This is a genomic window from Streptomyces sp. NPDC093598 (assembly GCF_044764825.1).
GTDB lineage: Bacteria > Actinomycetota > Actinomycetes > Streptomycetales > Streptomycetaceae > Streptomyces.
Genome location: NZ_JBIWIV010000010.1, coordinates 61,143 through 83,925, shown reverse-complemented (window position 1 = coordinate 83,925; position 22,783 = coordinate 61,143). Strand labels below are relative to the sequence as shown.

The following is a 22,783-nucleotide window of genomic DNA, read 5'->3' as shown; positions in this document are numbered from 1 at the left end:
TCCGGCCCCGACGCGAACCCCGGAGAGCGCTCAGTTCTCGCGCTTCTCCTTGATCTTCGCGGCCTTGCCGCGCAGCTCGCGCAGGTAGTACAGCTTGGCGCGACGGACGTCACCCTTGGTGACGAGCTCGATCTTCTCGACGATCGGGGTGTGCACCGGGAAGGTGCGCTCGACGCCGACCGAGAAGGAGACCTTGCGGACCGTGAAGGTCTCGCGCACGCCGGAGCCCTGGCGGCGGATCACGACGCCCTTGAACTGCTGCACACGGGAGCGGTTGCCCTCGATGACGCGGACGTGGACGTTGACGGTGTCGCCCGGGCGGAAGGCGGGGACGTCGCTGCGCAGCGACGCGGCGTCGACGGTGTCGAGCAGGTGAGACATTTCGTCTGCTTTCCTCGCTGATGCCACAGGTCATCAACGGAAACTAGGTGTTTCGGGATCAGGTGTGTGCGGGTCGGGGCGGACGTCGTCTCCCCCTGTGGCAGGGGCGCACGCCGGACGGACGCACAACAGCTGGCTATTCTTCCACGCCCTCGGTCCTGCGCCAAAATCGGCCGTACGGCTCCCCCGCCGGGTCCGGTGCCCAGCCGAGGATGGAGAGCATCTCGCGGTCCTTCTTGTCGAAGGCCTTGGGCTCGCACCGCTCGATGAGGTCGGGCCGGTGGGCGGTCGTGCGCTTGAGGGCCTCGTCGCGCCGCCAGCGGGCGATCTTCCCGTGGTGGCCGCTGAGCAGCACGTCGGGGATGTCCCGGCCGCGCCACTCGGGCGGCTTGGTGTAGACGGGCCCCTCCAGCAGGCTCGCCATGGCGCCGGGCGCGAAGGAGTCGTCCCGGTGGGACTCGGCGTTGCCCAGGACGCCGGGCAGCAGCCGCGCCACGGCCTCCGTGACGACGAGGACGGCCGCCTCGCCGCCGGCCAGGACGTAGTCGCCGATGGACACCTCGTAGACCGGCATCCGTGTCGCGTACTCGTCGACGACGCGGCGGTCGATGCCCTCGTAGCGGGCCGGCGTGAAGATCAGCCAGGGGCGCTCGGAGAGGTGGACGGCGAGTTCCTGGGTGAAGGGGCGGCCGCTGGGCGTGGGCACGATGAGGGCGGGCGTGCGGGAACCCGTCTCGTAGCCGTCGGCCAGGACGGAGTCCAGTGCCTCCCCCCAGGGTTCGGTCTTCATGACCATGCCGGGGCCGCCGCCGTACGGGGTGTCGTCGACGGTGTTGTGGCGGTCGTAGGTCCAGGAGCGCAGATCGTGGACGTGCACGTCGAGCTGTCCACGCGCGCGTGCCTTCCCGACGAGGGAGACGTTCAGCGGTTCGAGGTACTCGGGGAAGATCGTGACGACGTCGAGACGCATTACGACTCGTCCCGGCTGGAGGCGATCTCGGCGCGATCGTCGATCAGGCCCGGCGGCGGGGTGATGACGGCCTTCTGCTCCTCCAGGTCGATCTCGGCGACGATCTCCTCGACGAAGGGGATCATCACCTCGCTGCCGTCGGGACGCTCCACGATGAACAGGTCCTGGGTGGGCAGGTGTGAGATCTCCGTGATCCGGCCGACCTCCGTGCCGTCCGCGGTGACCACGTCGAGGTCGATGAGCTGGTGGTCGTAGTACTCGTCCTCGCCCTCCGGCAGCTCCTCCGGGTCGACCTCGGCGATCAGGAGGATGTTGCGCAGGGCCTCGGCGCCGCTGCGGTCGCTGACGCCCTCGAAGCGCAGCAGGAGGCGGCCGCTGTGGACGCGGCCCGTCTCGATGGTGAGCGGTCCCGCGGTGGCGGGATCGGTGGTGAGCACGGCACCGGGGGCCAGCCTCAGCTCCGGCTCGTCGGTCCGTACCTCGACGGTGACCTCACCCTTGATGCCATGGGCGCGGCCGATCCGTGCGACTACCAGCTGCACGTGTCCATTCTCCTGTCATACGACTGCGGGCCGGGGACGGCCCTCAGGCCGTCCCCGGCCCGAGCCGGTTGCGCGATAAGCGTCAGCGGACGTGGTCCACGTCGACGAGGTCGACGCGGACGCCGCGACCGCCGATGGCGCCCACGACGGTGCGCAGGGCGCGTGCGGTGCGGCCGTTGCGGCCGATCACCTTGCCGAGGTCGTCCGGGTGGACCCGGACCTCGAGCACGCGACCGCGGCGCAGGTTGCGCGAGGCGACCTGCACATCGTCAGGGTTGTCGACGATGCCCTTCACGAGGTGCTCGAGAGCCTCCTCGAGCATGCTCAGGCCTCGGTCGAAGCGGACTCAGCGGCGGCCTCGTCCTTCTTCTCAGCCTTCTTCTTCTGGGTGATCGCCTCACCCTTGCCCTCGTCGTCGCCGCCGATGGCCTCGAACGACGGGCGCGCGGCCTTCTCGGGCTGCGTCAGCAGCGGAGCCGGGGCGGGCTCGCCCTTGAACTTCTGCCAGTCGCCGGTCTTCTTGAGGATGGCCATCACGGGCTCGGTCGGCTGAGCGCCGACACCGAGCCAGTACGCCACGCGCTCGGCGTCGACCTCGATCACCGACGGGTTGTACGTCGGGTGGTACTTGCCGATCTCCTCGATGGCCCGGCCGTCACGGCGGGTACGGGAGTCGGCGACGACGATGCGGTAGTGAGGCGAACGGATCTTGCCCAGACGCTTCAGCTTGATCTTGACTGCCACGGGAGTGGGTTCTCCTGGTTTTGACGTGGTTGGGCACGGCGGAGATGCCGCGTGGGGTTGCGGTACCCGAGTGCCCGATGGACGCGTCAGCCGGAGGCGAGAGGGTTCCTGTGCGGCTGTCGAGTACAGCTAGCCATTGTGCCACACCCTGTGGGTCGCTCCGGGCCGGGGGCAGGAGCCGCCGTGCGGGCATGCCGTCGGCGCACCCGGCGTGGATGAGGCACGTCGGGTGCGCGTCACGGCCCGAGCCCTGCGCCGCAGACCGGCAGCCACGAGATGCCGGTGCAGGGCGTCAGCTCGCTACCGCTCCCACGACGTCCGGGATCCGGAACGGCTTGCCGCAGCCGCCGCAGACGATCGGGGCCTGGGCGAGGACGGACGGGACGACCCGGACGTTGCGGCCGCAGTCGCAGACCGCCTTGACGCGTACGCCACCGCCGGAGGAGCCGTGGCGGGCGGCCGGGCCCCGAAAGGTGCGGGAGGTGTCGGAGGAGGTCGCGGCGGTGTGGGCCTTCAGGGCGCGCTGGAGACGCTCCATGGTCGGGCGGTAACGGCGCTTCGCCTCGGGGGTGAGCGTGACCAGGGAGAAGCCGCTGCTGGGATGCGGTTCCTCGGGGTGGTCCAGGCCCATCTCCTCGGCGATGGCGAGGAATCTGCGGTTGTGGTAGCGGCCGGCACGGGAGGTGTCGCGGACGCCGCGGGCGGCGGCGATGCCATGGACTGCCTCATGGAGCAGTCGCTCGAAGGAGAGCTCGTGACCGCACGCGGACGACGACTCCCCGATCAGGGACTCTGGCGCGGCAAGGTCGGGCAGCTCGGGGTGGTACCGCTGAATGTCGGCCCACGCCTGTGCCAGCTCTGCGGCGAGTACAGGTGGTGTCTGTGTCGTGCTCACGTAATGACAACGAGCCGGGGTGCCCCAGTGTTCCGATTCCGGGCCATCCCAAATAATTTGCACGTACCCGTCAGTTGCCTCTGATGCGTCCTGACGAGGGCGGGTGCGCTGATCTGTGGAGAAGCCTCACAGCTCACCACAAGGTGGTGCGTAGTCACGCGTACGCGCCGGCGCGTAGAGCCTGTCCGCGCGCCGGGGCGACAGGGATCCGCCGGTTCGCAAGAGGTGTTTCGGTCGCCTTGCACCCCACTCGGTAAGCGCGTGCACACCTCAGTAAGCGCGTGCGACGACCGCGACGTTACCCGGTGCGCCGCCGGCGTCCGGCACCGCCCCGTCCTCGACGACCGGACACCGTACGGTCGCCCTGCCGGGGGCCGGACGGGGCGGGTCATGGTTGCCGGAATGTGAAATCTCGCCATAGGCACATGACAACTCTCGAAGCGGGGCGCATTCCACTGGACGACAGGTCGAGGGGGGAGTTTCCTGGCATACGGGGGTAGTGCGAGCGCACTGTCACGGGGGCCATGGAATCGGGCAAGAGGCAACTCTCGGCGGATTGGGGCGCTTACTTATGACACCTACGCTCGTGCGGCAGCACCTGCCTCACGCGGGGGCCGCACCCCGCGTGGATTTGCGTGCACGCGCGCGTGACTGGTCCGAGATCCAGGAGCGGATGCTCGTACCGCTCTACGAGGCCGTCTACGAGCGACTGGAAGTGGGTCCCGCCACGCGGCTGCTCGGCCTCGGCTGCGGTTCCGGGCTCTCCCTGCTGATGGCCGCCGCCCGGGGAGCGGCGGTCACCGGTGTCGACGCTTCCCCCGAAAGAATGACCCTGGCGCGGGAGCGGCTGCTGCCCGAGACGCCGGGCACGCATCCGCGTCCCAACGCCCGGCTGGTCGACGGTTCGCCCCGGGACACCGCGGAGCCGGGCGCTCCGGGGTACACCCTGGTGACCGCCTTCGAGCCGATCGGGTGCCTGGCGGGCGACTCGGAGGGGCTGGGCGGACTGCTCGCGGAGGCGACGCCGCTCGCCCGGCGCGGAGCGGCCGTGGTGCTGGCCGGCTGGGGTCCGCCGGAGCGCTGCGCGACGGCGTCCGTGATGCGGGTGGCCACGAAGCTGGCGGAGCCGCTGCGCAACTCGGGCAGCTGGCGCCCCGCCTGCCGGGACGACCTGGAGGACGTCGCCCAGCGGGCCGGGCTCGAGCCGGACGGGTCGGGGCGGGTGGCGTGCCCCTTCGGCTACGCCGACGTGGACAGCGCGGTACGCGGCCTGAAGTCGACGGGGCTGTTCGACGCGGCGATGACGGCGACGGACCAGGTGCAGGTGGACAAGGAGCTGACCGAGGCCCTGCATCCGCACCAGCGGCAGGACGGGACGGTGTGGATGCCGAACGTGTTCCGGTACCTGATCGCCCGGACGCCCTGACGCCTTGACGAACGAGTTTCCGATGCAGGTGTGAATGGTGTGAAGATGCACCATGGGGTGCTTTCGGTTTCACCAAGTGGATCATGAACGCTTGATGTGATCCACCGCTCGGGGGACCTACACATCTGCATACAGGAGCTGCTGTGCCGCACCACCAGACCGCGCTGCGTCTCGTCGCGCCCGTCGCCGTCCTCGCCCTCACGCTCACCGCCTGCGGTGGCGGCGACGACACGGCCGACACGAAGAGCACGGGCACCGCCCAGGCCAAGGCCTCACCGTCGCCGGAGCCGAGCTCCGGCGGTGAGATGGGGGCCGGCGAGAGCGCCACGGGCAAGGTCGCGGAGGACCCGGGCGAGGTCACCTACGAAGTCCTGGCACAGAAGGTCGGCGTGGGCACCGAGGCGGAGGCGGCGAAGGCCGTCTCGGAACCCGACAAGGTCAAGGGCATGGTGCTGGCCGTCGCGCACCTGAAGTACACGCACAAGAGCGGGCCTGCCCTCACCGACGGTTCCGATGTGCACGACGGCACCACGGTCTTCGCCGACGGACAGCGCGGCACCGTCCTCATCGGCGCGTCCGAGGACGCCGCGGGCTGCGAGGACCCGTACGACGTCGAGAGCTGGAAGCAGGGCGAGAGTCATGTCTTCTGCGAGACGTACGTGATCCCGGCGAACGCCAAGAGCGTCGAGGTCCACTGGTCCGAGGAGGACGGCGAGCCGTTCATCTGGAAGTTCCCGAACAGCTGACCGGCGGGCTGCGGAGAAGCCGCTGAGGGCGCCCCCTTCCGGAAGGGGGCGCCCTCACTGCGGTTCGAGACGGGCCGTCAGCCCATGAACTTCTTGAACTCGTCGGGGAGTTCGAAGTCCTTGCCGCCCTGCTGGGGCAGTCCGAAGGCGCCGCCGGCCTCGGCCGCGGCGGCCCGGCGGGCGGCCTCCTCCTGCTCCTGCTGCTTGCGCTTCATCGGGTTGCCGGAGCGCTGCTTGCCCTTGGCCTGCTTCTGCTTCTTCTTCGTCCGGCCGGGGCCGCCGCCCATGCCGGGCATCCCCGGCATCCCGGGCATGCCGCCGCCCTGGGCCATGCGGGACATCATCTTGCGGGCCTCGAAGAACCGCTCGACCAGGTTCTTGACCGCGCTGACCTCGACGCCGGAGCCCTTGGCGATACGGGCGCGGCGCGAGCCGTTGATGATCGTCGGCTCCTGGCGCTCGGCCGGGGTCATCGACTTGATGATGGCGGCCGTGCGGTCGACGTCGCGCTCGTCGAGGTTGTTGATCTGGTCCTTCATCTGGCCCATGCCCGGGAGCATGCCGAGCAGCTTGGAGATGGAGCCCATCTTCCGGACCTGCTCCATCTGGGCCAGGAAGTCGTCCAGGGTGAAGTCCTGGCCCTTCTTGGACGCCAGCTTGGAGGCCATCTTCTCGGCCTCTTCCTGGCTGAACGTCTTCTCCGCCTGCTCGATCAGGGTGAGCAGGTCACCCATGTCGAGGATGCGGGAGGCCATCCGGTCAGGGTGGAACGCGTCGAAGTCGTCGAGCTTCTCGCCGTTCGACGCGAACATGATCGGCTTGCCGGTGATCTGCCGGATCGACAGGGCGGCACCACCGCGGGCGTCGCCGTCGAGCTTGGAGAGCACCACGCCGTCGAAGCCGACGCCGTCGCGGAAGGCCTCGGCGGTGTTGACGGCGTCCTGGCCGATCATCGCGTCGACGACGAACAGGATCTCGTCCGGGGAGACGGCGTCGCGGATGTCCGCGGCCTGCTGCATCATCTCCTGGTCGATGCCGAGGCGGCCGGCGGTGTCCACGATCACGATGTCGTGGACCTTGGACTTGGCGAAGTCGATGGAGTCCCTGGCGACCTTGACCGGGTCACCGACGCCGTTGCCCGGCTCGGGGGCGTAGACCGCGACACCGGCGCGCTCGGCGACGACGCTGAGCTGGTTGACGGCGTTGGGGCGCTGGAGGTCACAGGCGACGAGCAGCGGCGAGTGGCCCTGCTCCTTCAGCCAGCGGCCGAGCTTGCCCGCGAGGGTGGTCTTACCGGCACCCTGCAGACCCGCCAGCATGATCACGGTGGGCGGCTGCTTGGCGAAGCGCAGGCGCCGGGTCTCGCCGCCGAGGATGGTGACCAGTTCCTCGTTGACGATCTTGAGGACCTGCTGGGCGGGGTTCAGCGCCTTGCTGACCTCGGCGCCGAGGGCACGCTCCTTGACGTTCTTGATGAACGTCCGGACGACGGGAAGCGCCACGTCCGCCTCGAGGAGCGCGATCCTGATCTCGCGCGCCGTGGCGTCGATGTCCGCCTCGGAGAGCCGTCCCTTGCCGCGCAGGTTCTTGAAGGTCGCTGAGAGGCGATCGGAGAGAGTATCGAACACGGCGCTCGCGGTCCTCGGGGTCGGTGGCTACAGGGAATCGCCCTCCAGGGTATCCCGGCGCGACAAGTCGCCGGGTCGGCCTCACCCCCGCAGTGTCTCCTCCAGCTTCCGCGCCACCGATGCCGCCTCGTCCCCGGGCAGGGGCGCGCCCTCCGGCCCGGTCACGTAGAAGGCGTCGACGGCGTTGGCGCCGAGCGTGGAGACATGCGCGCTGCGCACCCGCACGCTCGCGTCCTCCAGGGCGCGGCCGATGCGGAACAGCAGGCCCGGGGCGTCCTGGGAGCGGACCTCGATGACCGTGGCCAGCCGGGAGGCGGCCGGGTGGACCGACACCCGGGCCGCGGGGGCGATCACGCCCCGGCGGCGCGGATAGGCCGCGTCCCGTTCGGCGAGGCGGCCGGCGATGTCCAGGGAGCCGTCCAGGGCCCGGACGAGGTCCGCGCGCAGGCGGGCGGCCTGCGGCAGCGAGCCGTACTCGGCGGCGACCCGCCAGTCCAGCAGCAGGACGGAGCCGTCGACACCGTCCGGGAGGTGCAGGGAGCGCAGTTCCGCGGTCCGGACGGTCAGCCGGTGCATGGCGAGGACGCCGGCCACCGCGGGCAGCACCCCGGGCTGGTCGGGTACGGCGATGAGCAGCTCCACGCCGAGCGGCTCGGGGTCGCCGGACGGCTCCTGCCCGGCGGGCGGCTCGGTCTGGGCCCGCAGTGAGAGCACCGGGCTGCCCGTCGCGGCCGCCTCCAGGGCGAGCCGCTCCTGCTCGGCGGTGGGCGCGGCCTCCTCGGGGTCGCCCGGGGCATCCCCGGCGAGCACCGCCGAGACCCGTTTGACCAGGTCGGCGACGAGCGAGCCGCGCCAGGACGACCAGGCGGCCGGGCCGGTCGCGAGGGCGTCGGCCTCGGTGAGCGCGTGCAGCAGCTCCAGGGTTCCCTGGGAGCCGACGGCCTCGGCGACGGAGCGCACGGTGGCCGGGTCCTCCAGGTCGCGCCGGGTGGCGGTGTCGATGAGCAGCAGGTGGTGGCGTACGAGGGTGGCGATGACGGTCACGTCGTGGCGGTCGAAGCCGATGCGGGCGGCCACGTCCTTGGCGATGATCTCGCCGGCGACCGAGTGGTCACCGGGCCAGCCCTTGCCGATGTCGTGCAGCAGCGCGGCGACCAGCAGCAGGTCGGGGCGGCTGACCCGGCGGGTGAACTCGGAGGCGCGCACCGCGGTCTCGATCAGGTGCCGGTCGACGGTCCACAGGTGCACGGCGTTGCGCTGCGGGCGGCAGCGGACCCGCTCCCAGTCGGGCAGCAGCTGGGTGATCAGCCCCTCCGCCTCCAGTGCCTCCCAGACCTCGATGGTGGGGCGGCCGGAGCCGAGCAGGGTGACGAGCTGTTCGCGGGCCTCGGCGGGCCAGGGGGTGGGCACCGGGCGCACGGTGGCCGCCAGGCGCCGTACGGCGTGCAGGGAGAGCGGGAGTCCGGCCTGCGCGGCGGCGGCCGCGGCGCGCAGCGGCAGCACGGGGTCGCGCTCGGGGCGCGCGGCGCGGGCGAGCACCACCTCGCCGTCCTGCTCCACCACGCCCTCGGCCAGTGGAGACCGTTCGGCGGTCGGCTTGCCGCCGCCCAGCATGGCGCGCAGCCGGGGCCGCACGGCGCGCGAGCGCAGGACGCGCCCCACCTCGCGCCAGGTGACGTCACTGGCGTACGAGACGAGCCGCGCCGCCTCGTACACCTGCCGCAGCAGCGTGTCCGCGTCGAGCAGGCCGAGCTCGGCGGCCACCTGGTCCTGCTCCTGGAGGGCCAGCCGGTCGGTGGCGCGCCCGGTGGCCAGGTGCAGGGCGTCGCGGACGTCGAGGAGCCGGCGCCGGGCGTCGGCGAGGCCCTCGCGCGGGGCGTCGGCGAGCCAGGAGGCGGCGACGGCCCGCAGCGCGGTGGCGTCCCGCAGGCCGCCGCGGGCCTCCTTCAGGTCGGGCTCCAGCAGGTACTGCAGCTCGCCCTGGCGCTCGGCACGCTCGGCGCACAGTTCCTGGAGTTCGGGGAGGCGTTTGGGCGCCTGGTTGCGCCAGTCGGCGAGAACGGCGGTGCGCAGTCCCGCCGTGAGGCCGAGGTCGCCGGCGATGTGCCGGGCGTCCAGCAGGCCGAGCTGCACCTTGAGGTCCTCGCCCGCGGTCTTGCGGGCCTCGGCGGGTGTGCGGACCGAGTGGTCGAGGTCCAGTCCCAGGTCCCAGACGGGGTACCAGAGCCGGTCGGCGAGGGCGGCGACCGCCTTGGTGTCGCTGCCGTCGTGCAGCAGGAGCAGGTCGAGGTCGCTGCGCGGGGACAGCTCACCGCGCCCGTAGCCGCCGACGGCGACCAGCGAGGCCCCGCGCAGCCCCTCGGCGCCCGCGCTGAACAGACCGGTCAGCCAGTCGTCCGTCAGTTCGGCGAGGGCCGCACGGCGCGGCGGCCCGGACCGCGCCTCCTCGGTGAGGAGACGCAGCCGGGCCGCCGCGTAGCCGCTGGGTCCCGAGTCCTCTGCTTCCTTGTGCACGTCCGTACCCGTCACCCAGTGGCTCCTGTTCCGTTCGCCTGCCTCGAGGGCCTTCAGAGCGCGTCGGGTCCGCGTTCGCCGGTCCTGACCCGTACGGCTGTCTCGACCGGGATGGACCAGACCTTGCCGTCACCGATCTTGCCGGTGCGGGCCGCCTTGACCACCACGTCGATCAGCTGCTCGGCGTCGTCGTCCTCGACCAGAACCTCGATGCGGATCTTGGGGACCAGGTCGACGGTGTACTCGGCACCGCGGTAGACCTCGGTGTGGCCCCGCTGACGACCGTAGCCGCTGGCCTCGGTGACCGTCAGGCCGTGTACTCCGAAGGCCTGGAGGGCCTCCTTGATCTCGTCGAGCCGGTGCGGCTTCACGACGGCGGTGATGAGCTTCATGCGTCCACCTTCTTGCTCGCGGCTGCGGCGACCGGGGCCGTGACGGCCGTCTTGGCGGCACCGCCACCGGCGCCGCTGAAGTCGTATGCGGTCTCGGCGTGCTCGGCCTGGTCGATGCCGGCGACCTCGTCGTCCTCGGAGACCCGCATGCCGATGGTCTTGTCGAGGATGAAGGCGAGGATCGCGGAGACGATCAGGGAGTAGGCGAGCACCGCGAAGACACCGGCGCACTGCTTCCAGAACTGGGTCAGGCCGCCGCCGTAGAAGAGGCCCTCGACCTCGGACTGGCCCTTGCCGCTGGCGAAGAAGCCGATCAGCAGGGAGCCGAGGACACCACCGACCAGGTGGACGCCGACGACGTCGAGGGAGTCGTCGTAGCCGAACCTGTACTTCAGGCCGACGGCCATGGCGCACAGCACACCGGCGATGGCGCCGACGGCGATCGCGCCGAGCGGGGTGACCGCGCCGCCGGCGGGGGTGATGGCGACCAGGCCCGCGACCGCGCCGGAGGCGGCGCCCAGCGTGGTGAACGCGCCGTGGCGGATCTTCTCGTAGATGAGCCAGGCCAGCATGGCGGCGGCGGTGGCGACCTGGGTGTTGACGAACATCAGCGCGCCCACGCCGTCGTCGTTGCCGAGCCAGGAGCCGGCGTTGAATCCGAACCAGCCGAACCACAGCAGACCGGCGCCGAGCATGACCAGCGGCAGGCTGTGCGGACGCATCGGGTCCTTCTTGAAGCCGACGCGCTTGCCGATGACGAGGATCACGCCGAGCGCCGCGGCACCCGCGTTGATGTGCACCGCCGTACCACCGGCGAAGTCGATGACGCCCAGCTCGAAGGCCCAGCCGCCGGTGCCCCAGACCCAGTGCGCGACCGGGAAGTAGACGACCGTGGCCCACAGGGCGATGAACAGCGCCCACGCGCTGAACTTGACGCGGTCCGCGAGGGCACCGCTGATCAGGGCGGGCGTGATGATCGCGAACATCAGCTGGAAGACCAGGAACACGAACACCGGGATGGTGTAGCCGGGCCACAGCTCCGTCAGGCCGATGTTGCTCAGGCCGACCCAGTCGGAGTTCCAGCCGATGAGGCTGCCGGAGTCGGTGCCGAACGCCATGGAGAAGCCGTACAGCACCCACAGGATGGTGACGATCCCGAGGCTGATGAAGCTCATCATCAGCATGTTCAGGGTGCTCTTGACGCGGACCATGCCTCCGTAGAAGAAGGCCAGACCCGGCGTCATGAGCATCACCAGGGCGGAACAGATGAGCATGAACCCTGTGTTCGCGGCAGAGAGCTTGGGCGCTTCTGCGGCAAGGGTGATGGCTGGTGCCATCGGCGTCTCCTCGTCATTGGTACGGCCCCGTGCGGGCGAAGCCTCGAGCGGAATGAGGGGTGGGCCGGTTATGCGCCACGAGATTGGCGCAGCGCGGTTTCGGTGGAAGCCCCTCGTTGTTTCGCGGCCGTGACGAAGGCGCCTGCTGTGTTACGCGTCGATGAACTGCCGGATTACGGGCCCGCCGATCGTTATCGTGGCGCAACCTTCGGTTTCAGGCAGCCGTGGGAACACGGACCGGCCGCGGTCGGCCTTCCGATGACCTGGCATGGGGGAGCCGAGTCGGGCAGTTCGGGAGGGCCGGCCGCGGCCGGGGTTCTGAGGGTCGTGCGGCTTCTCAGACCGCCTCGGCGGTCTCGGGCAGTTCAGCGGCGAGCCGCTCGGTGAGGTCGACGACTTCACCGAGGTCACCGAAGTCGCGGGCGGCGGTGTCGACGGTCTTGCGGATACGGGTGTTGACACGCTCGGAGCGGACCTTCTTGGCGACCTGCATGGCCTCGGTGGCGAAGACCGTGCTCTGCTCGGGCTCACGCCGGAGGAGGTGCACCGTGGCCATGCCGATCAGATTCAGTGCGTACGACCGCTGGTGCTCGCCGTCCGCGGCGAAGAGCTCCACCGCCCGCTGCATCAGCGGCTCGGCCAGCGAGGCGTACGTGGGGCTGCGGCCGGCGACGTAGGCGAGGTCGCGGTACGAGTGGCTGTTCTCCCCGTAGAGCTCGGCCTCGGAGAAGAAGCGGATCCAGTCGGGGTCCGGCTCGTCCCACTCGTCGGCCTCGGAGAAGGTGTCCTCGGCCATCCGGACCGCCCGCTTGCACTTGCCGGGCTGCCCCATGTTGGCGTAAGCGCGGGCCTCCATCGCATACAGCATCGACTGGGTGCGCGGGCTCGCGCAGTCCCGGCTGCCGTACTGCGCGAGGTGGATCAGCTCCAGCGCGTCGTCGGGCCTGCCGAGGTGGATCATCTGGCGGCTCATGCTGGACAGCACATAGGACCCCAGGGGCCGGTCACCGGCCTCCTTGGCGGCGTGCAGCGCGAGGACGAAGTACTTCTGCGCGGTCGGCTGGAGCCCGATGTCGTACGACATCCAGCCGGCCAGCTCGGCGAGCTCGGCGGCGACCTTGAACAGCCGCCGGGTGGTGGATTCGGGCTGGGGCTCCTGGAGCAGGTCCGTCACCTCGTGCAGCTGCCCGACGACCGCCTTGCGGCGCAGGCCGCCGCCGCACTGGGCGTCCCACTGGCGGAACATCACCGTGGTGGACTCCAGCAGGTCGAGCTCCGGCTTGGAGAGGCGGCCGCGGGCCCGCCCGGAAGCGGCCGCGGGGTCGGGCTCGGAGCGCGGGGCCGGGGGCGAGGGGACGAGCCAGCGCTGCATGGGCTCGATGAGGGCCGGGCCCGCGGACAGGACCAGCGAGCTCCCGAGGAAGCCGCGCCGCGCCAGCATCAGGTCGCTGCGCGAGAACTCGCTGAGCAGGGCCACGGTCTGCGGGCCCGTCCAGGGCAGATCGACGCCGGTCGCGGAGGGCGCCCGGCGCGCCGTGCGCAGCCCCAGGTCCTCGACGGAGACGACGACGCCGAAGCGCTCCGAGAACAACTCGGACAGGATTTTGGGGATCGGCTCCCGGGGGTTCTCGCCGTCGAGCCAGCGGCGCACGCGGGAAGTGTCCGTGGAGATGTGGTTGGCGCCCAACTGCCGTGCCCTGCGGTTGACCTGGCGGGCGAGCTCGCCCTTGGACCAGCCGCTGCGCACGAACCAGGAGGTGAGCAGCTCGTTCGGGCGCTTGTCAGCGTGGTTCGCGCCCGCAGCGTCCGTTCCGCCTCCGCCGTTGCCGCTCACTGGAACGCCCCCATCCCTGAGACCACTTGTCGCCGAGTGCGCCAAGCCCTATCAGCATGCCGGTCCGTAGGGCCGTCCGTCCGGCCCTTGTCACCCTTCGAACGGAATGACGACTTGCCTCCGGCATACCCACGAGCGCATGTGCCCCCAGGACTCATGCACACAGAGTAATCCTACGATCACCCGTCCAGCCACGGCTCACACGGAAACGCCACCATTCGCCACCCCATCGAATGAACTCCTGTACGCCTGGGCGCGATTCACTTGACACAGCACAACCAGGAGCGGGTGCAGCGATGCATTCGGGGGCGCGCGTCGCCGGGCACGCCACCCCGGGCACATCCGGGCGCTGAATGAACCGACCGCCGCCGGGAAGCCGGAAACAGAGAGTCACGCATCGCGTCCGCAGCGTAACCACCGGTGCGTCGGACCCGTTGGAGGGGGCATGGGCTTCACGATCGGCATCAGCCGGGGCATGCGCGACATCCGGTCCGGCTCACGCCGCCGCCGCACGTCGGACGGCACGGCCGTGGCCGAGTACACGGGACTGTGGGGCTGGGACGTGGTGCCGGGTGCCCGGGCCTCCGCCGGCGCCTGCTCCTGCGGCCGCGGTGACTGCCCGGCGCCGGGCGCGCACCCGCTGGACTTCGCGCCGGTGCTCCCCGCCGGGGCGACGCTGGACGACGTGACCGAGACGTGGGGCGAGTTCCCCGGCGCCTCGGTGATGCTGCCGGTGGGCCGGGCGTTCGACGTCATCGAGGTGGCGGAGCCCGCCGGCTGCCGTGCGCTGGCCCGGCTGGAGCGCATGGGCCTGCCCGTCGGCCCGGTCGCGGCGACGCCCGACGGCCGCGCCCACTTCTTCGTCGCCCCCGGCGCCGCCGCCGACCTGCCCGGTCTGCTCTACCGCATGGGCTGGGACGACCCGGACTCCCTCGACCTGCGCGGCCTCGGCCCGGGCGCGCACATCACGGCGCCGCCGTCCGACCGCGGCGGCCTGGGCCCGGTGCGCTGGCTGCGCTCCCCCGCCCTGGACTCGGCGTCCCGTCCACCGGAGGCCCGCCTGGTGCTGGGCACGCTGGCGTACGTGGCGCACCGATCACGCGCCTGACCGCCGCAGGGACACACAGCGAAGCGCCCGGCCCCGACTGCACCTCGGGGGCGGGCGCTTCTTGTGCACGTACGGATGTCCGGAGGTCTTCCTCGGCAGGTGCCGAGCTCACTCTCCGATAAGGGCGTCAACGAACGCCTCCGGCTCGAACGGCGCCAGGTCGTCCGGACCCTCGCCGAGCCCGACGAGCTTGACCGGGACACCCAGCTCGCGCTGCACCGCGACCACGATGCCGCCCTTGGCCGTGCCGTCGAGCTTGGTGAGCACGATGCCGGTGATGTCCACGACCTCGGCAAAGACCCGAGCCTGGACCAGGCCGTTCTGGCCGGTGGTGGCGTCCAGGACGAGCAGCACCTCGTCGACCGGGGCCTGCTTCTCCACGACCCGCTTGACCTTGCCGAGCTCGTCCATGAGGCCGGTCTTGGTGTGCAGGCGGCCGGCGGTGTCGATGAGCACGACGTTCGCGCCCATCTCCTTGCCCTCCTTGACCGCGTCGAAGGCGACGGAGGCGGGGTCGCCGGCCTCCGGTCCGCGCACGGTGTGGGCGCCGACGCGCTCGCCCCAGGTCTGGAGCTGGTCGGCGGCGGCGGCCCGGAAGGTGTCGGCCGCGCCGAGGACGACGCTCTGGCCGTCGGCCACCAGGACGCGGGCGAGCTTGCCGGTGGTGGTGGTCTTGCCGGTGCCGTTGACACCGACGACCATCACGATGCCCGGCTTGCGGTCCTCCGGCTCGGTCTTGACCACGCGGTCCATGTCGCGGCCGACCAGGGTGAGCAGTTCCTCGCGCAGCAGGGTGCGCAGTTCCTCGGGGGTGCGGGTGCCGAGCACCTTCACGCGCTCGCGCAGACGCTCGACCAGTTCCTGGGTGGGCTGTACGCCGACGTCGGCGGTGAGCAGCGTGTCCTCGATCTCCTCCCAGGTGTCCTCGTCGAGGTGCTCGCGCGACAGCAGGGTGAGCAGCCCCTTGCCGAGGGCGTTCTGCGAGCGGGAGAGCCGGGTCCGCAGCCGGACCAGGCGGCCGGCGGTGGGTTCCGGGATCTCGATCGGGGGAGCTTCTGCGGGCGGCTCCTCGACTACGACCGGAGCCGAGCCGTCCGGGAGATCCACCTCCTCTATCGTGCGCCGCGGTTCCTCCCGCGGCGTCTCGGCCTCGTCGCCGACGTGCGGCTCGGCCGGTGGGGCGGTGATGTCGGGCGCTGCGGGCGGGGGCGGGGGCAGCTGCTTCTTGCGCCGGCTGCCGACGATGAGCCCGCCGAGCGCGCCGAGCACGACCACGGCGATGACTACAGCAAGGATGACGATGTCCATAACGCGTCCAGTATCAGTCATGGGGCCCCGGGTCACCTTGCTCGCACCGCCCCGGAAGGCCGCGGGCCGCCGGATCTCCACACCTCTGGATGTCTGACGCCTCGTCAGCTAACGTCCCCCGGACACCCGCCCGGTGGAGGGAGACGCCCCCATGCCCGTCACGGTCGTACGCTTCAACCTCGTCGCTCCCGGGGCCGTCCCCGCCGAGCTCGGTGCCCGGTACCGGGCGGCCCTGGAGATGGCCGCCTACGCCGACGACCGGGGCGTCACCACCGTCCAGACGGAGGAGCACCACGGGGCCGCCGACAACTGGCTGCCGTCGCCGTTCGCCTTCGCGGGGGCCGTCTTCGGCGCCACCCGGCGTGTCGCGGTCACCGTCTCGGCGATCATCGGCCCGCTGCACGATCCGCTGCGGCTGGCCGAGGAGATCGCCGTGCTGGACCTGCTGAGCAACGGCCGGCTGGTGACGGTCGCCGGGATCGGCTACCGGCCGCAGGAGTATGACCTATTCGGCGTGGACTTCGCCCGGCGCGGCAAGCTCCAGGACGAGCTGCTGGAGACGCTGCTCGCGGCGTGGACCGGCGAGCCCTTCCCCCACCGGGGCCGCACGGTCCGCATCACCCCGCGCCCGTTCACCGACCCGCACCCGTTGCTCCTGGTCGGCGGCTCCTCCCGGGCCGCCGCGCGCCGCGCCGCCCGGCTCGGTCTGCCCTTCTTCCCCAGCGCGCATCTGCCGGAGCTGGAGGCGTACTACAAGGAGCTGCTCGTCGAGTACGGCACCGAGGGCTGGGTCATGATGCCCGCCGCCGAGACGCCCCTGCTGCACGTGGCCGAGGACCCGGACCGGGCCTGGGCGCGGTACGGCCGGCACTTCCTGCACGAGGCCCGGACGTACGCCTCCTGGCAGTCGGGCGGGGTGCGCTCGGCGGTGAGGTCGGCCGCGACGACGGTGGCGGACCTGCGCGCGGAGGGCGTCTACCGGATCCTCACGCCGGACGCGTGCGTGGCGCTGGGGCTGGATTCCTATGTCCTTCATCCGCTGGCGGGCGGTATGCCGGTGGAGGAGGGGTGGCGGAGTCTGCAGCTGTTCTGCGAGCAGGTGCTGCCGCGGCTGGAGAGCTGACGCTCATGGATATCCGGTGGTCGGCCGCGGCTCCATGGTGATCCACTGGCGCCATGAGCCTCTCGGTCGATGGGTTCCTGCGCGAGCCGGACGGACAGCGGCGGATCCTCGACGTGCCCGAAGGGCGCGACCACTCGGGCGGGTTCGAGTCCTGGCGCCGGACGGTATGGGGATCGGAGCCGGTGCGCGCCCTGGGCGCCCGGTTCCTGCCGGTGCCGGCCGACGACGACCTGGACATCGAGACCGAGGAGGTCGCGGAGTTCCTGCGCGAGGTGGCGCTGGAACCTGGAGGTGGCCGCCCTGCACGCCCGGGTGATCCAGGGCGGCGTGCTGATCTGGTGAGACGACACACCGCCGCCCCGGCTCGGGCAGTGGCCGGACCGGGGCGGCGGCGGGTTACGGGGAGAGGGGCAGCGGGGACTTTGGCCCTTCTCCCCGAGTGCGCGGGACGGGCCTAGCCCATCTCCTCCAGGGCCTTGCCCTTCGTCTCCTTGACGAACTTCAGGACGAACGGGATCGAGAGCGCGGCGAACGCGGTGTAGATCACGTAGGTCAAGGAGAGGTTCCAGTCGGCCAGCGACGGGAAGCTCGCGGTGATGGCCCAGTTGGCGATCCACTGCGCGGCGGCGGCCACGCCCAGCGCGGCGGCCCGGAGCCGGTTCGGGAACATCTCGCCGAGCATGACCCAGACGACGACGCCCCAGGACAGGGCGAAGAAGAGGACGAAGATGTGCGCGGCGATCAGGGCGATCCAGCCCTGCGTGGCCGGCAGCTTGCCGTCGACGAGGTGGTGGGAGAACGCCCAGGCCTCCAGCGCCAGGCCGACGACCATGCCGACCGAGCCGATGATCGCGAGCGGCCTGCGTCCGATGCGGTCGACGAAGATCATCGCGATGACGGTGCCGAGGATGTTGATGATCGACGTGGTGAAGGAGTAGAAGAACGAGTCCGTCGGGTCGACGCCGACCGACTGCCACAGCGTCGAGGAGTAGTAGAACGCGACGTTGATGCCGACGAACTGCTGGAAGACCGACAGGCCGATGCCGATCCAGACGATCGGCTTGAAGAAGAAGCTGCCGCCGAGCAGGTCCTTGAAGCTCGACCTGTGCTCGCTCTTCATGGCGCCCTCGATCTCGGCGACACGGGCGTCGAGGTCCACGTCCTTGCCCTCGACCTCGGTGAGGATCTCCCGGGCGCGCTCGTGCTTGCCGACGGAGATGAGGAAGCGCGGGGACTCGGGGATGGCGAAGGAGAGCAGCCCGTAGAGGACGGCCGGGACGACCATGACGCCGAGCATGACCTGCCAGGCCTCCAGGCCCATCAGCTTGCCGCGCTGGTCACCGTCGGCGGCGTTCAGCAGACCCCAGTTGACCAGCTGCGACACGGCGATGCCGATGACGATCGCGGCCTGCTGGAAGGAGCCGAGCCGGCCGCGGTAGGCGGGCGGGGCCACCTCGGCGATGTAGGCCGGGCCGATCACGGAGGCCATGCCGATGGCGAAGCCGCCGACGACCCGCCAGAAGGCGAGGTCCCACAGCGCGAAGGGCAGCGCGGAGCCGACGGCGCTGATCGTGAAGAGGACCGCGGCGATCTGCATGCACCGGATGCGGCCGATGCGGTCGGCTATCCGGCCGGCGGTCGCGGCGCCGATGGCGCAGCCGATGAGGGCGATGGCGATGACCTGGGCCAGGGCCGCGGAGCCGACGTCGTAGCGGTCACGGATTGCCTCGACGGCTCCGTTGATCACGGAGCTGTCGTAGCCGAAGAGGAAACCGCCCATCGCGGCCGCCGCCGCGATGAAGATGACGTGCCCGAGATGATCGGGGTGAGCCGTCCTGGCTCCTGACTTGGGTGCCTGCGCTGTGCTGGTCACGTGTACTCCTCGGGCCACCGGCAACGCTGCCGGAGGGGATCAGCCCTTCGAGGTGCCACCTGAAGGTACCTGAAGGTAAAAGGAACGTTGCCGAGACTATGCCTTCAAGTTTCGAAGTCAATACAGGGCTGCTGTGAATCTGCGGCAGGGGTGTGTCGGTGATGTGTTCAAGAAATGAAGCCACTTAGAGGCGCAGGTGAGACCGGTGTAGGGCGCACCTATTCAGCGGAGACGCTGGGAGATGACCTTCGACACACCGTCGCCCTGCATGGAGACGCCGTAGAGCGCGTCGGCGACCTCCATGGTGCGCTTCTGGTGCGTGATCACGATCAGCTGGGAGGCTTCCTGGAGCTCCTGCATGATCCGGATGAGCCGCTGGAGGTTGGTGTCGTCGAGAGCGGCCTCGACCTCGTCCATGACGTAGAACGGGCTGGGTCGCGCCTTGAAGATCGACACGAGCATCGCCACCGCCGTCAGCGACCGCTCCCCGCCCGAGAGCAGTGACAGCCGCTTGACCTTCTTGCCCGGCGGACGCGCCTCGACGTCCACGCCCGTGGTGAGCATGTTGCCGGGGTCCGTCAGCACCAGCCGCCCCTCACCACCGGGGAACAACCGGCTGAAGACGCCCTCGAACTCCCGGGCCGTGTCGCGGTAGGCCTCGGTGAAGACCTGCTCGACGCGCTCGTCGACCTCCTTCACCACCTGGAGGAGGTCCGCACGCGTCTTCTTCAGGTCCTCGAGCTGCTCGCTGAGGAACTGGTGGCGTTCCTCAAGCGCAGCGAACTCCTCCAAGGCGAGCGGGTTCACCTTGCCGAGCTGCTGGTAGGCACGCTCGGCGGCCTTGAGGCGCTTCTCCTGCTCGGCCCGGACGAACGGCCTGGGCCGGTTGCGCGGGTGCTCCGGGTCCTCCGGCAGTTCCTCGCCCTCGGCGGGGGGCGAGGGCGGCACGAGCTGACGCGGACCGTACTCCGCCACCAGCCCGGCCGGTTCGACACCCAGCTCCTCCAGCGCCTTGGTCTCCAACTGCTCGATGCGCAGCCGCTTCTCGGCGCCGAGTACCTCGCCCCGGTGAACCGAATCCGTCAACTTGTCGAGCTCTGCCTTGAGATCGCGTCCCTCTGTGCGGGCGCGGACGAGTTCCTGCTCCCGGCGGGCCTTGGCGGCCTCGGCGGCGGTGCGCTCCTCGTCGGCGCGGCCGACGGACACCTCGACATGTGTGAGCAGCTGCCGGGCACCGGCGCCGACGGCCTCGGCGACGGCCGCCTCGTGCCGCAGCCGGGCCCGCCGCTGCTCGGCACGCGCGCGTGCCTCGCGTTCCGCGCGGGCGGCCCGGTCCAGCGAGTCGGCCCGTCCGGCCAGCGCCTTGACCCGTTCCTCGTGCGTACGGACCTGGAGGCGGGCCTCCATCTCGGTCTGGCGTGCGTTGGCACCGTCGGCTGCGAGCCGGTCCCGTGCGGAGGTGTCGGGCTCCTCCTCGATCGGCATCTCCTCGGCGACGGCGAGCCGCTCGGCGAGTTCCTCCACCTCTTGGAGCGCCTTGTCGAGGGCGTCCTGGGCACGGGCCGCGGCGGCGGTGGACCGCTCGGCCTCCCCCGCCGCTCCGCGTGCCTGCCCGGCGAGGCGGCCGAGCTGCTGGGCGACGGCCGACTTCTCCCGGTCGGCGGCCCGGCGCCGCTCCCCCAGCTCCTCGACCAGCGCGGCGCACTCCTTGCGCCGCGCCACGGCCGAGGCCTGGGCCTCGGTGAGCTCCTCGCAGCGGTCGGCCAGCTCTTCCAGCTCCGCGGCGGCCTCGTCGACGGAGGCCTGTACTTCGAGGAGGCTGGGGGCGCCGGCGGAGCCGCCGTGGGCGAAGTGTGCGCCGAGGAGGTCGCCTTCGGCGGTCACGGCGGTGAGGTGGGGGTGGGAGTAGACGAGGTCTTCGGCGTCCTCCAGGGTGCTGACCACGACGATGTCGTGGAGCAGCCGTCGGACGGCGGGCATCAGGTCCGACGGGCCGCGGACCAGGTCCGCGGCGAACGTGTGTCGTGCGTCTGCGGGTCCGTGGTGGCTGTTCGCGCGGTTCCCCGCGCCCCCGGGGTGAGGATCTCCTGCCAGGAGCAGAGTGGCCCGGCCTCCGTCCTGTTTGCGCAGGAGTCTGATCGCGTCGGCGGCCGATGCCGGGCTCGTCACCGCGATCGCGTCCGCGGCTGCTCCGAAGGCGGCGGCGAGGGCGACCTCGTGGCCCGGGGTCACCGTCAGGAGTTCCGCCGCCGGACCGAGGAGACCGGTGAGGCGGTCCTTCGCGGCGAGCAGTGTCCCGGTGCCGTCCTTACGGCGCAGGCCGAGGGCGAGTGCCTCGTGACGCGCCTGGGTGGCGGCGCGCCTGCGTTCCGCCGCGGTGAGCTCCTCGCGGGCGGCCGTGAGAGCGGCCTCGGCGTCGGTGAGCTGCTGCTTGGCTGACTCGTGCTGCTCGGCGAGGTCAGCGTCACCGGCGTCGAGGCCGTCGACCTCGGCCTTGAGCGCCTCGTACTCCTCCTGCGCGGCGACGGCACGTTCCTGCGCCTCGTCGCGGGAGGCGGCCAGGCGTTCGATCTCGGCCTGGGCGGAGGCCGCGCGGGAGCGGGCGGCGTTGACCTGGCCGCTGAGCCGGGCCAGGCCCTCACGCCGGTCGGCGATGGCACGGGCGGCGTCCTTCAGGCGCCGTTCCTCCTGTGTGAGCGCGCGTTCCAGCTCGGCGCGGTGGGCGACCGTGTCCTCCAGGGCGCGTTGGGCCGCCTCCAGGGCCGCTTCCAGCTCGGCCTCCTGCTCGCGGATGCGGGCGGCCTCGCGCTCCATGTCCTCGGGGTCGCGGCCGCGCCGCTCCTCGGGGGGCGCGGAGCCGGCGCTCTTCACGCGGGCGTCGGCCAGCGAGATCGTGCCGCGCACCCGCTCGGCGAGCTGGGAGAGCTCGTACCAGGTCTGCTGGGCGCGCTGGAGCCGCGGCGTGAGCTGCCGTACCTCGTCCTCCAGGAGGGCCTCGCGCTGGAGCGCCTTGCGCAGCTCCTGCTCGGCGGCTTCCTTGCGCTCCTTCAGCGCGGCCTCGTCGGCGACCTCGGCGTCGAGGGCTTCGCGGAGCCGCACGAGGTCGTCGGCGAGGAGGCGCAGGCGGGCGTCGCGCAGGTCGGCCTGGATGACGGCGGCCCTGCGGGCGACGGCGGCCTGGCGGCCGAGCGGCTTGAGCTGGCGTCTGAGTTCGTCGGTGAGGTCCTGCACGCGCGCGAGGTTGGCCTGCATCGCGTCCAGCTTCCGCAGCGCCTTCTCCTTGCGCTTGCGGTGCTTGAGGACCCCGGCGGCCTCCTCGATGAAGGCGCGGCGGCCCATGGGGTCGGCGTGCAGCACGGAGTCGAGCTGGCCCTGCCCGACGATCACGTGCATCTCCCGGCCGATTCCGGAGTCGGAGAGGAGCTCCTGGATGTCGAGGAGGCGGCAGGTGTCGCCGTTGATCTGGTACTCGCTGCCGCCGTTGCGGAACATGATCCGCGTGATGGTGACCTCGGCGTACTCGATGGGCAGGGCCCCGTCGGAGTTGTCGATGGTCAGGGACACCTCGGCACGGCCCAGCGGGGGGCGGCCGGTGGTGCCGGCGAAGATGACGTCCTCCATCTTGCCGCCGCGCAGGGACTTGGCGCCCTGCTCGCCCATGACCCAGCTGAGCGCGTCGACGACGTTGGACTTGCCCGAGCCGTTCGGTCCGACGACGCACGTGATCCCCGGCTCGAACCGGAGGGTGGTCGCCGAGGCGAACGACTTGAACCCGCGGAGGGTCAGGGCCTTGAGGTGCACGCCGCCGGACTCTACCGCCCGGGTTGGTCTCACTCCATGAACCCGCGGTTTCGCCGTTGAACGCGCAGGGCACATCAGACGTTAAGACGGTGAAAGGATGCGGGGGCAAGAAAGAAGGGACGCCGACAGGGCGTCCCTTGCACTTCTGACAACTAGGCGGT

Annotated in this window: 19 protein-coding genes; 5 read left to right on the top strand and 14 right to left on the bottom strand. The window is 71.1% G+C overall.

Annotation, left to right across the window (positions count from 1 at the left end; genetic code table 11):
* Positions 1-30: 30 nt before the first annotated feature.
* The 6 genes from rplS to ACIRDU_RS26195 form a co-directional block, all read right to left on the bottom strand.
* Positions 31-381, bottom strand: a complete 351-nt coding sequence (gene rplS, locus ACIRDU_RS26220) for a 50S ribosomal protein L19 (RefSeq protein WP_289940158.1) — start codon at positions 379-381, stop codon at positions 31-33.
* Positions 382-517: 136 nt separating this feature from the next.
* On the bottom strand, positions 518-1,351 hold the full coding sequence (gene trmD, locus ACIRDU_RS26215) for a tRNA (guanosine(37)-N1)-methyltransferase TrmD (protein ID WP_403583377.1): 834 nt from the start codon (positions 1,349-1,351) through the stop codon (positions 518-520).
* Positions 1,351-1,893: a ribosome maturation factor RimM gene (gene rimM / locus ACIRDU_RS26210; protein WP_403583375.1), complete on the bottom strand. Its 543-nt coding sequence runs from the start codon at positions 1,891-1,893 to the stop codon at positions 1,351-1,353. Before rimM ends, trmD begins: the two co-directional genes overlap by 1 nt.
* Before the next feature lie 82 nt (positions 1,894-1,975).
* On the bottom strand, positions 1,976-2,215 hold the full coding sequence (locus ACIRDU_RS26205; RefSeq protein WP_003973401.1) for an RNA-binding protein: 240 nt from the start codon (positions 2,213-2,215) through the stop codon (positions 1,976-1,978).
* Positions 2,216-2,217: 2 nt separating this feature from the next.
* Positions 2,218-2,637 (bottom strand): 30S ribosomal protein S16, encoded by a 420-nt coding sequence (gene rpsP / locus ACIRDU_RS26200; RefSeq protein ID WP_010044494.1) that lies wholly within the window; start codon positions 2,635-2,637, stop codon positions 2,218-2,220.
* Positions 2,638-2,929: 292 nt separating this feature from the next.
* Positions 2,930-3,532 (bottom strand): hypothetical protein, encoded by a 603-nt coding sequence (locus ACIRDU_RS26195; RefSeq protein ID WP_403583372.1) that lies wholly within the window; start codon positions 3,530-3,532, stop codon positions 2,930-2,932.
* A gap of 571 nt (positions 3,533-4,103) precedes the next feature.
* On the opposite strand from ACIRDU_RS26195, the gene ACIRDU_RS26190 reads away from it, so the two are divergent.
* Both ACIRDU_RS26190 and ACIRDU_RS26185 read left to right on the top strand, forming a co-directional pair.
* Positions 4,104-4,958: a methyltransferase domain-containing protein gene (locus ACIRDU_RS26190; protein ID WP_403583370.1), complete on the top strand. Its 855-nt coding sequence runs from the start codon at positions 4,104-4,106 to the stop codon at positions 4,956-4,958.
* A gap of 143 nt (positions 4,959-5,101) precedes the next feature.
* The gene (locus tag ACIRDU_RS26185) at positions 5,102-5,704 is read left to right on the top strand and encodes a hypothetical protein (RefSeq protein ID WP_403583368.1); all 603 of its coding nucleotides are present in this window, start codon (positions 5,102-5,104) and stop codon (positions 5,702-5,704) included.
* 77 nt (positions 5,705-5,781) lie between these two features.
* On the opposite strand, the gene ffh is transcribed toward ACIRDU_RS26185, so the two are convergent.
* From ffh to ACIRDU_RS26160, 5 genes are all read right to left on the bottom strand, one after another.
* Entirely contained in the window at positions 5,782-7,332 is a 1,551-nt protein-coding gene (gene ffh / locus ACIRDU_RS26180) for a signal recognition particle protein (protein WP_403583366.1), read from the bottom strand.
* Positions 7,333-7,413: 81 nt separating this feature from the next.
* Positions 7,414-9,861, bottom strand: a complete 2,448-nt coding sequence (locus ACIRDU_RS26175; protein WP_403583364.1) for a [protein-PII] uridylyltransferase — start codon at positions 9,859-9,861, stop codon at positions 7,414-7,416.
* A gap of 38 nt (positions 9,862-9,899) precedes the next feature.
* Positions 9,900-10,238: a P-II family nitrogen regulator gene (locus ACIRDU_RS26170; RefSeq protein WP_030231663.1), complete on the bottom strand. Its 339-nt coding sequence runs from the start codon at positions 10,236-10,238 to the stop codon at positions 9,900-9,902.
* Positions 10,235-11,575: an ammonium transporter gene (locus ACIRDU_RS26165; RefSeq protein WP_403583361.1), complete on the bottom strand. Its 1,341-nt coding sequence runs from the start codon at positions 11,573-11,575 to the stop codon at positions 10,235-10,237. The genes ACIRDU_RS26170 and ACIRDU_RS26165 overlap by 4 nt, the downstream gene beginning before the upstream one ends.
* A 337-nt stretch (positions 11,576-11,912) precedes the next feature.
* Positions 11,913-13,409 carry a hypothetical protein gene (locus ACIRDU_RS26160; RefSeq protein ID WP_403583359.1) on the bottom strand — a complete coding sequence of 499 codons (1,497 nt, stop codon included), beginning with the start codon at positions 13,407-13,409 and terminating at the stop codon, positions 11,913-11,915.
* Positions 13,410-13,854: 445 nt separating this feature from the next.
* Between ACIRDU_RS26160 and ACIRDU_RS26155 the strand changes: the two genes are divergently transcribed.
* The gene (locus ACIRDU_RS26155) at positions 13,855-14,517 is read left to right on the top strand and encodes a bifunctional DNA primase/polymerase (protein WP_403583358.1); all 663 of its coding nucleotides are present in this window, start codon (positions 13,855-13,857) and stop codon (positions 14,515-14,517) included.
* A gap of 108 nt (positions 14,518-14,625) precedes the next feature.
* Here ACIRDU_RS26155 and ftsY read toward each other — a convergent pair whose 3' ends face one another.
* Complete coding sequence (gene ftsY / locus ACIRDU_RS26150) at positions 14,626-15,825, bottom strand: signal recognition particle-docking protein FtsY (protein WP_403583816.1); 1,200 nt, start codon at positions 15,823-15,825, stop codon at positions 14,626-14,628.
* A 151-nt stretch (positions 15,826-15,976) separates the two neighbouring features.
* On the opposite strand from ftsY, the gene ACIRDU_RS26145 reads away from it, so the two are divergent.
* Complete coding sequence (locus tag ACIRDU_RS26145) at positions 15,977-16,948, top strand: LLM class flavin-dependent oxidoreductase (protein ID WP_403583355.1); 972 nt, start codon at positions 15,977-15,979, stop codon at positions 16,946-16,948.
* Positions 16,949-17,001: 53 nt separating this feature from the next.
* On the top strand, positions 17,002-17,406 hold the full coding sequence (locus ACIRDU_RS26140; RefSeq protein ID WP_403583353.1) for a hypothetical protein: 405 nt from the start codon (positions 17,002-17,004) through the stop codon (positions 17,404-17,406).
* Here ACIRDU_RS26140 and ACIRDU_RS26135 read toward each other — a convergent pair.
* Both ACIRDU_RS26135 and smc read right to left on the bottom strand, forming a co-directional pair.
* On the bottom strand, positions 17,403-18,821 hold the full coding sequence (locus ACIRDU_RS26135) for a sugar porter family MFS transporter (RefSeq protein WP_403583351.1): 1,419 nt from the start codon (positions 18,819-18,821) through the stop codon (positions 17,403-17,405). The two genes, ACIRDU_RS26140 and ACIRDU_RS26135, sit on opposite strands and share 4 nt — an antisense overlap.
* Positions 18,822-19,043: 222 nt before the next feature.
* Positions 19,044-22,622, bottom strand: a complete 3,579-nt coding sequence (gene smc / locus ACIRDU_RS26130) for a chromosome segregation protein SMC (RefSeq protein WP_403583349.1) — start codon at positions 22,620-22,622, stop codon at positions 19,044-19,046.
* Between the last annotated feature and the right edge of the window lie 161 nt (positions 22,623-22,783).

Bases quoted from the DNA above. Each gene is read 5' to 3' on its own strand.
- rplS (WP_289940158.1), bottom strand. From the start codon at position 381: ATGTCTCACCTGCTCGACACCGTCGACGCCGCGTCGCTGCGCAGCGAC.
- trmD (WP_403583377.1), bottom strand. From the start codon at position 1,351: ATGCGTCTCGACGTCGTCACGATCTTCCCCGAGTACCTCGAACCGCTG.
- ACIRDU_RS26205 (WP_003973401.1), bottom strand. From the start codon at position 2,215: ATGCTCGAGGAGGCTCTCGAGCACCTCGTGAAGGGCATCGTCGACAAC.
- ACIRDU_RS26190 (WP_403583370.1), top strand. From the start codon at position 4,104: ATGACACCTACGCTCGTGCGGCAGCACCTGCCTCACGCGGGGGCCGCA.
- ACIRDU_RS26170 (WP_030231663.1), bottom strand. From the start codon at position 10,238: ATGAAGCTCATCACCGCCGTCGTGAAGCCGCACCGGCTCGACGAGATC.
- ACIRDU_RS26165 (WP_403583361.1), bottom strand. From the start codon at position 11,575: ATGGCACCAGCCATCACCCTTGCCGCAGAAGCGCCCAAGCTCTCTGCC.
- ACIRDU_RS26155 (WP_403583358.1), top strand. From the start codon at position 13,855: ATGGGCTTCACGATCGGCATCAGCCGGGGCATGCGCGACATCCGGTCC.
- ftsY (WP_403583816.1), bottom strand. From the start codon at position 15,825: ATGGACATCGTCATCCTTGCTGTAGTCATCGCCGTGGTCGTGCTCGGC.
- ACIRDU_RS26145 (WP_403583355.1), top strand. From the start codon at position 15,977: ATGCCCGTCACGGTCGTACGCTTCAACCTCGTCGCTCCCGGGGCCGTC.
- ACIRDU_RS26140 (WP_403583353.1), top strand. From the start codon at position 17,002: ATGAGCCTCTCGGTCGATGGGTTCCTGCGCGAGCCGGACGGACAGCGG.